Source organism: Candidatus Sphingomonas colombiensis, from assembly GCA_029202845.1.
GTDB classification, from domain to species: Bacteria; Pseudomonadota; Alphaproteobacteria; order Sphingomonadales; family Sphingomonadaceae; genus Sphingomonas; species Sphingomonas colombiensis.
In genome coordinates this window covers 2,338,101-2,351,021 of the sequence record CP119315.1, presented here as the reverse complement: position 1 = coordinate 2,351,021, position 12,921 = coordinate 2,338,101, and the positions used below count along the sequence as shown (strand labels likewise).

Sequence of the window (12,921 nt, the reverse complement as noted above, 5' to 3'; positions counted from 1 at the left end):
TTCAGATCGTGAACGGCCGCGGCTCCGGGCCGATGAACTCCGTCAACACCGCCGGCACCGGCCAATCCCAGTCGCGATAGACCTGCGCGATCACCTTCGCCATCGTCAGCAGGACGGTCGATCGATCGCCCGAACGAATGTTCATCGTGATCGGGGAAGCGGCCTCCTCGACGAGTTCGCGATAGACCACGTCCGATCGCCCCAGCCGCTGCACCGATGTGGGAACCAGACACAGGCCCGATTCCGCCGCGACCAGCCCGATCGCGGTCTGCACTTCCTTTACCTCGCGAATCTCGCCCGGTTCGACATCATGTTCGCGCAGCAACGCCAGCACCATGTCGGCGTAACTCGGGCGCGGCGCGCGGGGGTAGATGATCAGCGGATATCCCGCGAGTTGCGCGAGGGAGATCGGTCGATCGCCCGCCGCCAGCGGATGGCGCAACGGCATGGCGAGCACCATCGGCTCCAGCCGCAGAACCATTTGTTCGAGCACGGGATCATCGACACGAATGCGCCCGAAGCCGATATCTATCCGGCCTTCCTTCAGTGCGCTGGCCTGTTCGAGGCTGGTCATTTCCTCAAGGTTGATATCGACATCGGGCGCGACCGCCCGGAAAGTGCGGATGATATCGGGCAGGCGGGCATAAATCGTCGATGGCACGAAACCGACGTTGAGACGGCGGCGCTCTGCCGCGAGGAAACTCTCCATCGCCTTTTGCAACTGCACCATCCGCTGCACCACTTGCAGGGCCTGCTCGTGGAACAATCTGCCCGCCGGCGTCAGTTCGAGCGGGCGCTTGTCGCGATCGATCAGCGTGGCGCCGATAATCTCCTCGATCTGCTGAATCTGCCGGCTGAGCGGTGGCTGTGCCATATGGAGCACCTCCGCCGCGCGCGTGAAGCTGCGTTCGCTGGCGACCGCAATGAAATAACGAAGATGACGTAGGTCGAGCATGCTCTCGCCATACCCTGACGGTATAGAATGAACCGGAGATAGTCTTTTTCAGGCGTGCCGCCAAGGGATAGTATCGTCGCCATACCGAGATTGCTCATTTCTCGGGCGAGAGGCTGGAACGTGACGATAATCGAAGCCGTTGAAGCAATTCTGGTCGACGTGCCAACGATCCGACCACACGTACTGGCCATGTCGACGATGTATCGGCAAACCTTGGTCATACTTCAGTTGCAATGTAGCGACGGCGTGATCGGCCTGGGCGAAGCGACCACGATCGGCGGGCTGAGCTACGGCGATGAAAGTCCCGAAGGCATCAAGCTCGCCATCGATACCTATATCGCCCCCCTTCTGCTGAACGCCGATGCCACCCGCCCCGCCCTGCTGATGGACCAGATCGGCAAGTCGGTGGTCGGCAACATGTTCGCGAAGTGCGCGGTCGAAACCGCGCTGCTCGATGCGCAGGCAAAGCGCGCCGGCCTGCCGCTGAGCGAGCTTCTTGGCGGACGGCGCCGCGATCGGCTGCCGGTCGCGTGGACGCTGGCAAGCGGCGACACCCAGGCCGACATCGCCGAGGCCGAACAGATGCTCGCGGCGCGGCGGCACAACATCTTCAAGCTGAAGATCGGCAAGCGCGCCATCATCGACGACGTTGCCCATGTCGCGGCGATCAAGGCCGCGCTTGGCGATCGGGCCAGCGTGCGGGTGGACGTCAATCAGGCATGGAGCGAGAGCGAATCCATGCGCGGCATCGCGATGCTGGAGGATGCGGGCTGCGACCTCGTCGAACAGCCCGTCGCGCATCACCAGCGTGCCGCGATGGCGCGGCTGACGCGGCATTTCGCCATGCCGGTGATGGCGGACGAGGCGCTGAAAGGCCCCAACGTCGCGTTCGATTATGCCTGCCATGCCGCCGCCGACGTATTCGCGGTGAAAATTCAACAATCGGGCGGCCTGTTCGGCGCGATCAAGGTCGGGGCCATCGCCGATGCCGCCGGCATCGCGCTCTATGGCGGCACGATGCTGGAAGCCGGCGTCGCGACGGCGGCATCCGCCCATGTCTTCGCCACGTTTCCGCAGCTTCAGTTCCAGACCGAGCTGTTCGGCCCGCTATTGCTGACCGAGGAAATTCTCGAAGTGCCGCTGCAATATCGCGATTTCGCGGTCGAGGTGCCGTCGGGCCCCGGAATCGGTGTCGCGATCGATGCCGACAAGCTTGCGTTCTTCCGCCGCGATGGCGCGCGCAAGTCGATCCATCCCCTCACTCCTGCCGGAAAGGCCTGACCGATGCTGTTTCATGTCCGCATGGATATCCGCATTCCGCACGACGCTAATCCGCTCCGCATCGATGAGTTGAAACGCGTCGAGAAGGAACGCAGCCAGCACCTCCAGCGCGAGGGCAAGTGGCGCCATATCTGGCGGATCTCGGGCCAGTATTCGAACATCAGCATTTTCGACGTCGCCGATGCGCAGGAACTGCACGATCTGGTCAGCACGCTCCCGCTGTTCCCCTTCATGGAAATCGCGGTGACCCCGCTCAATCGCCACCCTTCATCGATACACGACGACGATAGCTGAGCTGCACAGCGGCTGCTTACCCATTGGGAGAGAGATTATGGACGTGAATTTCGTAAAGACCCCTGCGGTCCAGCAACTGCTTGATCGCGCCACGGGCGTCGACAGCCCCACCGGCAATCCGCGGTTGAAGGTGATCCTGCGCGATCTGCTGGAAGCGACCATGAACGTGATCGTGCGCCACGATATTACCGAGAGCGAGTTCTGGCTTGCGGTCAAATATCTTCAGGATGGCGCCGGCGAGTTCGGCCTGATCGCGCCGGGCACTGGCCTGGAGCATTTCATGGACCTCCTCATGGACGCACGCGATGCCGCGGCCGGGCTCTCCGGTGGCACCCCGCGCACCATCGAAGGCCCGCTCTATGTCGAAGGCGCGCCACTGGTCGAGGGCGATGCGAACCTGACGCAGGATCCCGACGACACCGGCACGCTGCGCATGACGGGCCGCGTGACGGGACCGGACGGCGAACCGGTCGAGGGCGCCATTCTCCATGTCTGGCATGCCAATTCGAAGGGCTTCTATTCGCATTTCGATCCCACCGGTGAGCAGACGCCGTTCAACAATCGTCGCCGGATCAAGCTGGGGGCCGACGGGCGCTATTCCTTCCAGTCAAAGATGCCCAACGGCTACAGCGTGCCGCCGGGCGGCGCGACCGAGCAACTGATGATGGCGCTGGGGCGTCACGGCAACCGGCCCGCTCACGTCCACTTTTTCCTCGAGGCGCCGGGCTATCGGACGCTGACCACGCAGATCAATTTCGGCGACGATCCGTTTGCCGAGGATGATTTCGCCTTCGCGACGCGTGAGGGATTGCTGCCCGTGCCGAGCCGGCAGGGTGATACCGCTTATATCGCGTTCGATTTCCAGTTGCAGCGCGCGGCGACACCTGAAGGCGAAAGCTTCTCGGCGCGTCACCGCCTGGCCGTCGACTGAGCGCGAATTCTTCGGGAGAGACGCCATGACCATGTCACTGCGCGAACGTATCCAGACTGCGGTGGTTGACGATCCGGCCAACGGTATATTCCGCTGCCGCCGCGACATCTTCACCGATCCCGATCTCTTCGGGCTGGAGATGAAGCACATCTTCGAGGGCAATTGGGTTTACCTCGCCCATGAGAGCCAGATTCCGGCGGTGCATGACTATTTCACCACCTGGATCGGCCGGGTGCCGGTCATCATCACGCGCACCAAGGATGAGGCGCTCAACGCCTTCGTCAATGCCTGTTCGCATCGCGGCGCCATGCTGTGCCGCCGCAAGCGCGGCAGCAAGCGCCGCGTGCTGACCTGTCCGTTCCACGGCTGGAGCTTCACCAACGACGGCAAGCTGCTGAAAGCCAAGGACGAGAGCACCGGCGCCTATCCCGCGAACTTCGATACCGATGGTTCGCACGATCTGGCGCGGGTGGCGCGTTTCGAGAACTATCGCGGCTTCCTGTTCGGCAGCCTCAATCCCGATGCGATGCCGCTCGCCGACTATCTCGGCGAAACCCGCGTGATCATCGACCAGATCGTCGATCAGGCGCCAGAGGGCGTGGAAGTGCTCCGTGGCAGCTCGACCTATACGTTCGACGGCAACTGGAAGCTCCAGATGGAGAATGGGTGCGACGGTTATCACGTTAGCTCGGTCCACTATAATTATGCCGCGACGATGAGCCATCGCGCGAAGGAAGCCAGCAAGGCGGTCGAGGCGAAGGGCTGGACGAAGGCCGTCGATGCCGCCGGCTGGTCCAGAAGCCGTGCGGGCGTCTATGGCTTCGAGAACGGCCATATCATGTTGTGGACCGATGTCCTCAATCCCGAAGTGCGCCCCGTATGGGCGCAGAAGGATGCGCTGGAGGCACGGGTCGGCAAGCAGCGCGCCGACGTGATCGTCGGCCAGAGCCGCAACCTCGCGCTTTATCCGAATGTCTTCCTGATGGATCAGTTCTCGACGCAGATCCGCGTCGTGCGGCCGATCAGCGTCAACCAGACCGAAGTCACCATCTATTGCTTCGCGCCGAAGGGCGAAAGCGACGAGCTTCGCGCCACGCGCATCCGGCAATATGAGGATTTCTTCAATGTCAGCGGCATGGGCACGCCGGACGATCTTGAGGAGTTCCGTTCCTGCCAGTCGTCATATGAAGGTGCCGGCAGCTTGTGGAACGACCTCAGCCGTGGCGCGACCCGCTGGATCGCCGGCCCCGATGAGAATGCCCGCATCATGGGCATGAACCCGCTGCTCAGCAGCGAACGCAGCGAGGACGAGGGCCTGTTCGTGCGGCAGCACGAATATTGGGCGCGGGCGATGCTGGAAGCGATCGACCGGGACGAAGCGGTCCTGGCGGAGGCGGCGGAATGAGCAGCGACTATCAGGCGATCTGCGCCTTCCTTTATCGTGAAGCGCGGCTGATCGACGACCGGCAGTGGGACGAATGGCTGGAATGCTATGCTCCCGGCGCCGAATTCTGGATGCCGGCATGGACCGATGACGACGAGCTGGTCGAAGATCCGCATCGCGAGATTTCGCTGATCTACTATCCCGATCGTCAGGGGCTGGAGGATCGGGTGTTCCGCATCCGCACCGAGCGTTCGAGCGCGACCATGCCGGAGCCGCGCACGAACCACGCGATCAACAACGTCGAAATCCTCGATGCGCCGGGTGATACGGTGGAAGTGCGCTTCAACTGGAACACGCTGGCCCATCGCAACCAGGCGACCCACCAGTTCTTCGGCACGTCATTCTATTCGCTCGACGTATCGGGCGAAGCACCGAAAATCCTGAGGAAGAAGGTCGTGCTCAAGAACGACTATATCCATCAGGTCATTGATATCTATCACATATGACCCGCCCGGACCGCTTCTCGAACAAGGTGATGGTGGTCACCGGCGCCGCGCAGGGCATCGGCGCGGGAGTCGCCACGCGCGCCGCGGCGGAGGGTGCGGCGGTCGTGCTGGCCGACCGTGCGGGCTTTGTCGCCGAGGTTGCCGACGCCATCGTATCGAGCGGCGGCCGGGCGATCGCCGTCAATCATGATCTTGAAACCCATGCCGGCGCCGTCGCGACGATGCAGGACGCGATCCACGCCTTTGGCCGGATCGACGTGCTGGTCAACAACGTCGGCGGCACGATCTGGGCCAAGCCTTATGCCGAATATGCCGAGCATGAGATCGAGGCGGAGGTGCGCCGTTCGCTCTTCCCGACATTGTGGTGCTGCCACGCCGTCCTGCCGCATATGCTGACGGCGGGCGGCGGCGTGATCGTCAACGTCTCGTCGGTCGCGACACGCGGGCTTAACCGGGTTCCCTATGCGGCGGCGAAAGGTGGCGTGAACGCCCTCACCCAGTCGCTCGCGTTCGAATATGCCGAACACGGCATCCGCGTGGTCGCCACCGCGCCGGGCGGCACGGATGCCCCGCCGCGCCGCGTGCCGCGCAACAGCGCGCCGCAATCCGAGCAGGAAGCAAGCTGGTATCAGACCATCGTCGATCAGACGATCTCGTCCAGCCTGATGCACCGTTACGGCACGATCGACGAACAGGTCGCGCCGATCCTATTCCTCGCCTCCGACGAGGCGAGCTACATCACCGGCTCTACTCTTCCCGTTGCCGGCGGCGATCTTGGTTGAAGGCAGCGTGATGACCAGCAAGATCTATCCCGACCCCCGGTCCGCGCTCGACGGCCTGTTGTTCGACGGCATGACGATCATGTCCGGCGGCTTCGGGCTGTCGGGCAATCCGGAAAGCCTGATCCCGGAAATTCGCGCGGCGGGCGTGAAGAACCTGACGATCGTCTCGAACAATGCCGGGGCGGATGGCTTCGGTCTTTGGATGCTGCTGGAAACCCGCCAGGTGAAGAAGATGATCTCGTCCTACGTCGGCGAGAACAAGCTGTTCGAACAGCAATATCTGTCCGGCGAACTCGAGCTGGAGCTGAACCCGCAAGGAACGCTGGCGGAGCGTATTCGCGCGGGCGGCGCGGGCATCCCCGCGTTCTACACCCGCACCGGGGTCGGCACCGTGGTGGCCGAGGGCAAGCCCATCGAAATGTTCGACGGCGACGAATATGTGCGCGAAACCTGGCTGCGCGCCGATCTGTCGATCATCAAGGCGTGGCGTGCGGACCCGGAAGGCAACCTCCAGTTCCGCAAGACCGCCCGTAACTTCAATCCGAACATGGCCACCGCGGGCAAGGTCACCGTGGTCGAGGTGGAGGAGATCGTGCCCGCCGGCACCTTCGATCCCGACTGCGTCCACACCCCCGGCATTTATGTCGATCGGGTGGTGCTCAGCACCATCAACGAAAAGCGCATCGAGAAGCTGACCGTGCGCGAACGGAAGGATTCCTGAAATGACCGGCTGGACGCGCGAACAAATGGCCGCCCGCGCGGCGCAGGAACTGCGTCCCGGCTATTACGTCAATCTCGGCATCGGCATCCCGACGCTCGTGGCGAACTACATTCCCGCCGGCATGCCCGTCACGCTGCAATCGGAAAACGGGATGCTGGGCATGGGCCCCTTCCCTTATGCCGATGAAGTCGATCCCGATCTGATCAACGCCGGCAAGCAGACCATCACCCAGTTGCCGACATCGAGCTTTTTCTCCTCGGCGGACAGTTTCGCGATGATCCGGGGCGGCCACATCGATCTCACCGTGCTGGGCGCGATGGAGGTGGCCGCCAACGGTGATCTCGCCAATTGGACGATCCCGGGAAAGATGGTGAAGGGCATGGGCGGGGCGATGGATCTGGTTGCCGGGGTCAAGCGCGTCGTCGTCGTCATGGATCACGTAGCCAAGGATGGCTCGCCCAAGGTGCTGGAGCGCTGCTCCCTGCCGCTGACCGGCAAGGGCGTGGTGGACATGGTGATCACCAACCTGTGCGTTTTCGCCTGCGATAAGCGCAATGGCGGGCTCACCCTGCTGGAACTCGCCGACGGTGTGTCGCTGGAGCAGGTTCGCGCCGCGACGGGTGCCGGCTTCGCGCTGGGCGAAGGCGTGGCGGCATGACCGAAGTTCTGCTGTGTGACGGCATCCGCACGCCGTTTGGTCGCTATGGCGGCGCGCTGGCCGATGTGCGGCCCGACGATCTGGCCGCTGTGGCAATTCGCGCGCTGCTGGCGCGTAATCCGGGCCTCGATCCGTCGACGATCGAAGACGTATATCTGGGTTGCGCCAATCAGGCGGGCGAGGACAATCGCAACATTGCCCGGATGGCCAGCCTGCTGGCCGGAATAGCCGACACGGTGCCCGGCATGACGGTCAACCGCCTCTGCGCCAGCGGAGCGGACGCGATCGGGGTGGCTGCGCGCGCCATCGCATCCGGCGAGATGGGGCTTGCTTTGGCTGGTGGCGCCGAAAGCATGACGCGCGCGCCCTTCGTCATGGGCAAATCCGGCAAGCCCTGGGGGCGCGACATGGCGCTGGAAGACACCACCATGGGCTGGCGCTTCGTCAATCCGGCGCTGAAGGCGCTTTATGGCACCGAAACCATGCCGCAGACGGCGGAAAACGTCGCGCGCGAGCATCATGTCACGCGCGAGGATCAGGATCGCTTCGCGCTGCAAAGCCAGCAGCGCACCGGTCGCGCGATCGAAGCCGGGTGGTTCGCAGACGAATTGTGCGATGTGCCGTTGCCGCGCGATCGGGGCGTGGTTTCCGCTGACGAGCATCCGCGTCCGGCCAGCACGCTGGAGCAACTGGCAAAGCTGAAGCCGGTGGTTACGTCCGACGGCACGGTGACGGCCGGCAATGCGTCCGGAATAAACGACGGTGCCGCCGTCGCGTTCGTCGCCTCGCCGGCCGCGGCCGACAAAGCGGGCCTTGTGCCGCGCGCGCGGATTCTCGGGCTGGCCAGCGCCGGCGTGCCCCCCCGCGTGATGGGCATGGGGCCGGTCCCGGCGTCGCAAAAGCTCATGGACCGACTTGGTCTTACCATCGGCGATTTCGACGTGATCGAGCTTAACGAAGCCTTTGCCGCTCAGGTAATCGCCTCGCTTCGCCTGCTTGGGGTCGATCCGGCGTCCGACGCCGTAAATCCACACGGCGGGGCGATCGCATTGGGCCATCCGCTTGGCGCTTCGGGTGCGCGATTGGCGATAACGGCATCCCGCGCCTTGCAGGCCAGCGGCGCACGGCGCGCGCTGGTGACGATGTGTATCGGCGTCGGCCAGGGGCTGGCGCTCGCTCTGGAGAGGGTCTGACAATGACGAGCGGAGAGTTTCGTACCGACGATGGCTGCCGCATATTCTGGCAGACCGCCGGTGATCGCGATCTGCCCGCCTTGCTGCTCGCCAATTCGCTCGGCACCAATCTCACCATGTGGGACGATCAGATCGCGGCCTGGTCGAAGCATCGTTTCGTCATCCGCTATGATATGCGCGGGCACGGCCGGTCGGATGTCACGCCGATCGGCTTCGGGATCGAGCGTCTCGGCGCGGACGCGCTGGCGGTGCTGGATCACCTTGGCATCCAGCAATGCGATTTCGTCGGTCTGTCGCTTGGCGGCATGGTCGGCCAGTGGCTTGGCCTTTCCGCACCGGCTCGCGTGCGGCATTTGGTGCTCGCCAATACCTCGGCCTATATGGGGCCGCCGGAAAGCTGGGATTCCCGGATCGCGCTTGTAAAGTCCAGTGGCATGGCGGCCATCGCCAGTGCCGTCGTCGAACGCTGGTTCACCCCGGAATTTCAGGCAAGATCGGCAGAGCCGCAGCGCATTCTGGGGATGCTCCTCGATACCGATCCGATCGGCTACACGGCCGCCTGCGCCGCCATCCGCGATATGGACCAGCGCGGCAGCGTTGGCGCGATTTCGCTGCCGACGCTTGTTATCGGCGGATCGCGTGATCCGGCTACACCTCCTGATCAAGCAACGTTCCTCGCAAACGCGATCCAGCACGCGCAATTGCGAATGCTGGATACGGCTCACCTGAGCAACATCGAGATGCCGAATGAATTCGGCCGACTGGTGGATGATTTCATCACGGAAAATTGATGCCGCGAATGGGTAATTCAGCGGCTCGAGCTACTTTCCCGCTTCCCCCCGGTTCGGCGCCTGTCCTCGGCGGCGCGTCATAGGCATGTCTCGGATCCGCTAGTTTCGCGACACGAGCCTCAACGCCGTGCCGATGGCAGGTGCAGGCCCCTCCTTCACTTGTGATCGGCAGATGAAGGCTGATCCGCGACTCGAGCGAACGTCTCGCACGATCGCGGCGCTCACGTCCGGACGGGCGGTGATCGCTCCCTCGAATCGCTAGCTACAGATAGGTCGTAAATCCGGCGGCGGACGAGCGTGCCCTCACGTGCCCATAAAACGCCCACCGAAGGGGGCAAATCGGGGTGAAACGGGGCATATTCCGGCGCGATTTGGCGTCCCGCTTGACGCCATCGGCTTACAGAAAAGCCTCGGAAAACATTACGCTTTCCGAGGCTTGTCATGGTGGGCGTGGCAAGGATTGAACTTGCGACCCCTGCGATGTCAACACAGTGCTCTACCACTGAGCTACACGCCCACGGGAGTGGGGCCTTTAGCCGGGAGATTCAGACCGCGCAAGCGCCTGTTTCACATTCAGTTGAGGCCGCTCACATTATCCGCCTCGAACATGCGGTCCACCTCCATCACCAGATCGCGCAGATGGAATGGTTTGGACAGCACGCGCGCCTGCGGCATGGATTTGCCCGCTTTCAGCGTGACCGCCGCGAAGCCTGTGATGAACATCACGCGCATCTCGGGCGCGATATCCGCCGCTTTCTGCGCAAGCTCGATCCCGTCCATTTCGGGCATCACGATATCGGTGAGCAGCAGATCGAATCGTTCCGTTTCGATCAACGGCAACGCCGCCGTCCCGCGATCGACCGCCGACACCGCATAGCCAGAACGCTCCAGCGCCCGGGCAAGGTATTCACGCATCACCTGATCGTCTTCGGCCAGTAGAATCCTGATCATTGGTGGTTGTCGGTCCTCGCCTCTGGCTCTGTCTCGTCCGGAGCCGGCACTATGCCCCAATCCATTAACATTTTCCACCTGCGCGCGCCCCGTTGCGACCAACGGCGACGTGCCATAGGTTCGCCCATCAATGACCAGTTCGTTCGACCTCCTCGGCGCCGAAACGCCCGAAAGCCCGGTAGTGATTTCCGTCCCCCATGCGGGGCGGGAATATCCGCTGGCATTGCGCGCCAATCTGCGCGTCCCGGTGGAGTTGCTGGCCTCGCTGGAGGATCGCCACGTCGATACGGTCGCGCTCGCGGCGCGCGGTCGCGAGACGCTGATCATCCAGCGGCTCGGCCGAGCGTGGATCGACCTCAATCGCGCCGAGCATGAGCGTGATCCCGCTGTCGACGAGGGTGCGCCAGGCGGCCACCCCAGCGTCAAGGTACGCGGCGGGCTGGGCATCGTCCCCCGGCGCACCGGGCGGGTCAGCGACATATGGCGGCGGCGTTTTTCCGGGGACGAGATCGCCGCCCGGATCGCAGCCGACCACCGCCCCTATCACGCGGCGCTCAAAGAGGCGCTGGAGCGCGCCCACGCCCGCTTCGGCTGCGCGGTGCTGCTCGATCTCCATTCGATGCCACCGATCACGGAGGGGAACGCACGGATCGTCACCGGCGATCGCTTCGGCCAGTCCTGCTCGGTGCGCTATATGCGTCGCGTGGAGGCCGTGGTCGCGGCGGCGGGGCTGCGCCATATCCGCAATACGCCTTATCCTGGCGGGCATATCCTCGATCGCCATGGCAAGCCCGCCACGCATATCCATGCGATACAATTAGAACTCGATCGCTCGCTCTATCTCGATCGCGCGTTCGACAAGCCGGGCGCGGGCTTCGACATGACCGTCTCGCTCGTCCGCGCGACGATCGACGCGCTGGCCGACGAAGCGCTCGACACCCCCACCGCGCTCGCGGCGGAATAGCCCCATAAAAAAACCACCTCGCGAATACACGCGAGGTGGCCAAGGTTCAGGGAGGAGACACGCCAGAGGCGTGTCATACGGCGTCACGAAAGGGGGGACGCGCCGCCGTACTTCAATAACATATGACAACGGGATTTAGTTTCAAGTGGACCATCAACGGTCCATCGCTTTTATCGCGCCGATCCCGGCACCATGCGCGCGATAAGATTGTCGCGAAGCAGGAATTGATGGCGCAGCGCCGCCGCGACATGGATCGCAACCAGCGCCAGCATCGACCAGCCGAGTATCCCATGCGCGTCGCCGCCAAGGTGCGCCGTGGCGCGCGACACCGAAAGAAACGGGATATCAAACAACCCGAACCAGTCGAGCGGCCGTTTCCGATCGGGCGATGAGACCATCATCCAGCCCGAGAGGGGCAGCAGGATGAGCAGCCCATAGAATAGCCAATGGGCGGCATAAGTGGCGCTCCGCTCCCACGCGGCCATCCGCGGCGGCAGCGGGGGCGAGCGATGACCCAGACGCCACGCCAGCCGTGCCAGCGTCAGCACCAGCACGGTAATGCCGATGGATTTGTGCGCGGGCATCCACGCACGCAGCGCCGGCACCGCATCATGCCCGATGCCAATGATCAGATTGACGATCACCAGCAATGCGATGGCCCAGTGAAACGCGATCGCTACGCTTGAATAACGTACATCGATCATCGATCGGGCCATCGCATTATCCTTTCAGATCAGGAAACCAGATTGGGTTGCGGCACCAGGCCGAGGCGAACCTGCCGCGCGAAAAGATCGCGCATCAGGGCGAGCGAGAAGAGGTGGGCATAGATCAACGGCAACATGCCGGATTTGGACATCTTGCGCAGCTGATCGCCACGCAGATCGACCAGCTTTTCCTCGTTGACCATCTGGAAGCCACGATAGACGAACGGCTGCTCATAGCCATCGTGCTGGATAGAGACTTCGCCCTCCATCAGCAGCTCCATCTCGCGCATTTCCTGCATGAAAGCGCCTGTGCGCGCGCCCGCCTGTTCGAACGATTCGTTGAACGACAGGATGTTACGCGTCAACTCGCTCGGCTCGGCACCTTCGAACAGCGCATCGCCTTCATCGAACGCGCCGACGGTATCGGCGGTCGGATCGAAGCACAGCGACAGTTCCTCGGCATCCGGGCGCAGCCGGGCGAGCATGAACGGGTAGCGGCGGATATAGGCCGGGACGTAGAAATTGTCTTCGGTCAGCTTGCCATCCGCATCGAGGAAGACGTTGACGCCTTCGTTCAGGCCCATCAGCGCGATCGGAATTGCTTCCGGGCCGGCGGTGAACACGATCGGCATGAAGCGCTGCACCATCGGGAACTCTTCGACGGTCACGGGAATGGCATGCTGATTCCGCAGGAACGGAGCGGCATTCGCCTGCCGGATACGATATTTGGCGTGCAACTCGCTCGAAAGCGGCTCCAGGCCGTTGTAAAAAAGCGGAAGCTGCTGCGGCGCACTCGCCATCATTCT

At 63.3% G+C, this 12,921-nt stretch carries 15 protein-coding genes and 1 tRNA gene; 11 read left to right on the top strand and 5 right to left on the bottom strand.

Annotation, left to right across the window (positions count from 1 at the left end):
- Position 1 precedes the first annotated feature (1 nt).
- Positions 2–955 (bottom strand): LysR family transcriptional regulator, encoded by a 954-nt coding sequence (locus P0Y64_11390; protein ID WEK41997.1) that lies wholly within the window; start codon positions 953–955, stop codon positions 2–4.
- 120 nt (positions 956–1,075) lie between these two features.
- Between P0Y64_11390 and P0Y64_11385 the strand changes: the two genes are divergently transcribed.
- From P0Y64_11385 to pcaD, 10 genes are read left to right on the top strand one after another with little or no spacing between them, the layout of a single operon-like run.
- Positions 1,076–2,236: a muconate/chloromuconate family cycloisomerase gene (locus P0Y64_11385; protein WEK41996.1), complete on the top strand. Its 1,161-nt coding sequence runs from the start codon at positions 1,076–1,078 to the stop codon at positions 2,234–2,236.
- A 3-nt stretch (positions 2,237–2,239) separates the two neighbouring features.
- The gene (gene catC / locus P0Y64_11380) at positions 2,240–2,530 is read left to right on the top strand and encodes a muconolactone Delta-isomerase (GenBank protein WEK41995.1); all 291 of its coding nucleotides are present in this window, start codon (positions 2,240–2,242) and stop codon (positions 2,528–2,530) included.
- A 37-nt stretch (positions 2,531–2,567) separates the two neighbouring features.
- A complete protein-coding gene (locus tag P0Y64_11375) occupies positions 2,568–3,461 on the top strand; it encodes a dioxygenase (GenBank protein WEK41994.1) in 894 nt (297 codons plus the stop codon).
- Positions 3,462–3,486: 25 nt separating this feature from the next.
- On the top strand, positions 3,487–4,866 hold the full coding sequence (locus tag P0Y64_11370) for an SRPBCC family protein (GenBank protein WEK41993.1): 1,380 nt from the start codon (positions 3,487–3,489) through the stop codon (positions 4,864–4,866).
- Positions 4,863–5,351, top strand: coding sequence for a benzoate 1,2-dioxygenase small subunit (gene benB, locus P0Y64_11365; protein WEK41992.1), 489 nt, complete (start codon positions 4,863–4,865; stop codon positions 5,349–5,351). Before P0Y64_11370 ends, benB begins: the two co-directional genes overlap by 4 nt.
- Complete coding sequence (locus tag P0Y64_11360; GenBank protein WEK41991.1) at positions 5,348–6,133, top strand: 1,6-dihydroxycyclohexa-2,4-diene-1-carboxylate dehydrogenase; 786 nt, start codon at positions 5,348–5,350, stop codon at positions 6,131–6,133. The genes benB and P0Y64_11360 overlap by 4 nt, the downstream gene beginning before the upstream one ends.
- A gap of 10 nt (positions 6,134–6,143) precedes the next feature.
- Positions 6,144–6,854 carry a CoA transferase subunit A gene (locus tag P0Y64_11355; protein ID WEK41990.1) on the top strand — a complete coding sequence of 237 codons (711 nt, stop codon included), beginning with the start codon at positions 6,144–6,146 and terminating at the stop codon, positions 6,852–6,854.
- 1 nt (position 6,855) lies between these two features.
- Complete coding sequence (locus tag P0Y64_11350) at positions 6,856–7,512, top strand: 3-oxoacid CoA-transferase subunit B (protein ID WEK41989.1); 657 nt, start codon at positions 6,856–6,858, stop codon at positions 7,510–7,512.
- Positions 7,509–8,705 carry a 3-oxoadipyl-CoA thiolase gene (gene pcaF, locus P0Y64_11345; protein WEK41988.1) on the top strand — a complete coding sequence of 399 codons (1,197 nt, stop codon included), beginning with the start codon at positions 7,509–7,511 and terminating at the stop codon, positions 8,703–8,705. Before P0Y64_11350 ends, pcaF begins: the two co-directional genes overlap by 4 nt.
- 2 nt (positions 8,706–8,707) lie before the next feature.
- The gene (pcaD, locus tag P0Y64_11340; GenBank protein WEK41987.1) at positions 8,708–9,496 is read left to right on the top strand and encodes a 3-oxoadipate enol-lactonase; all 789 of its coding nucleotides are present in this window, start codon (positions 8,708–8,710) and stop codon (positions 9,494–9,496) included.
- 442 nt (positions 9,497–9,938) lie between these two features.
- On the opposite strand, the gene P0Y64_11335 is transcribed toward pcaD, so the two are convergent.
- Together P0Y64_11335 and P0Y64_11330 are read right to left on the bottom strand one after the other, a co-directional pair.
- Positions 9,939–10,013, bottom strand: a tRNA-Val gene (locus P0Y64_11335).
- A gap of 56 nt (positions 10,014–10,069) precedes the next feature.
- Positions 10,070–10,447, bottom strand: a complete 378-nt coding sequence (locus tag P0Y64_11330; protein ID WEK41986.1) for a response regulator — start codon at positions 10,445–10,447, stop codon at positions 10,070–10,072.
- 130 nt (positions 10,448–10,577) lie between these two features.
- On the opposite strand from P0Y64_11330, the gene P0Y64_11325 reads away from it, so the two are divergent.
- Positions 10,578–11,411: an N-formylglutamate amidohydrolase gene (locus P0Y64_11325; protein WEK41985.1), complete on the top strand. Its 834-nt coding sequence runs from the start codon at positions 10,578–10,580 to the stop codon at positions 11,409–11,411.
- A gap of 170 nt (positions 11,412–11,581) precedes the next feature.
- On the opposite strand, the gene P0Y64_11320 is transcribed toward P0Y64_11325, so the two are convergent.
- Together P0Y64_11320 and P0Y64_11315 are read right to left on the bottom strand one after the other, a co-directional pair.
- Entirely contained in the window at positions 11,582–12,127 is a 546-nt protein-coding gene (locus P0Y64_11320) for a cytochrome b (GenBank protein ID WEK41984.1), read from the bottom strand.
- Positions 12,128–12,144: 17 nt separating this feature from the next.
- The gene (locus P0Y64_11315) at positions 12,145–12,915 is read right to left on the bottom strand and encodes a SapC family protein (GenBank protein ID WEK41983.1); all 771 of its coding nucleotides are present in this window, start codon (positions 12,913–12,915) and stop codon (positions 12,145–12,147) included.
- Positions 12,916–12,921: the final 6 nt, after the last annotated feature.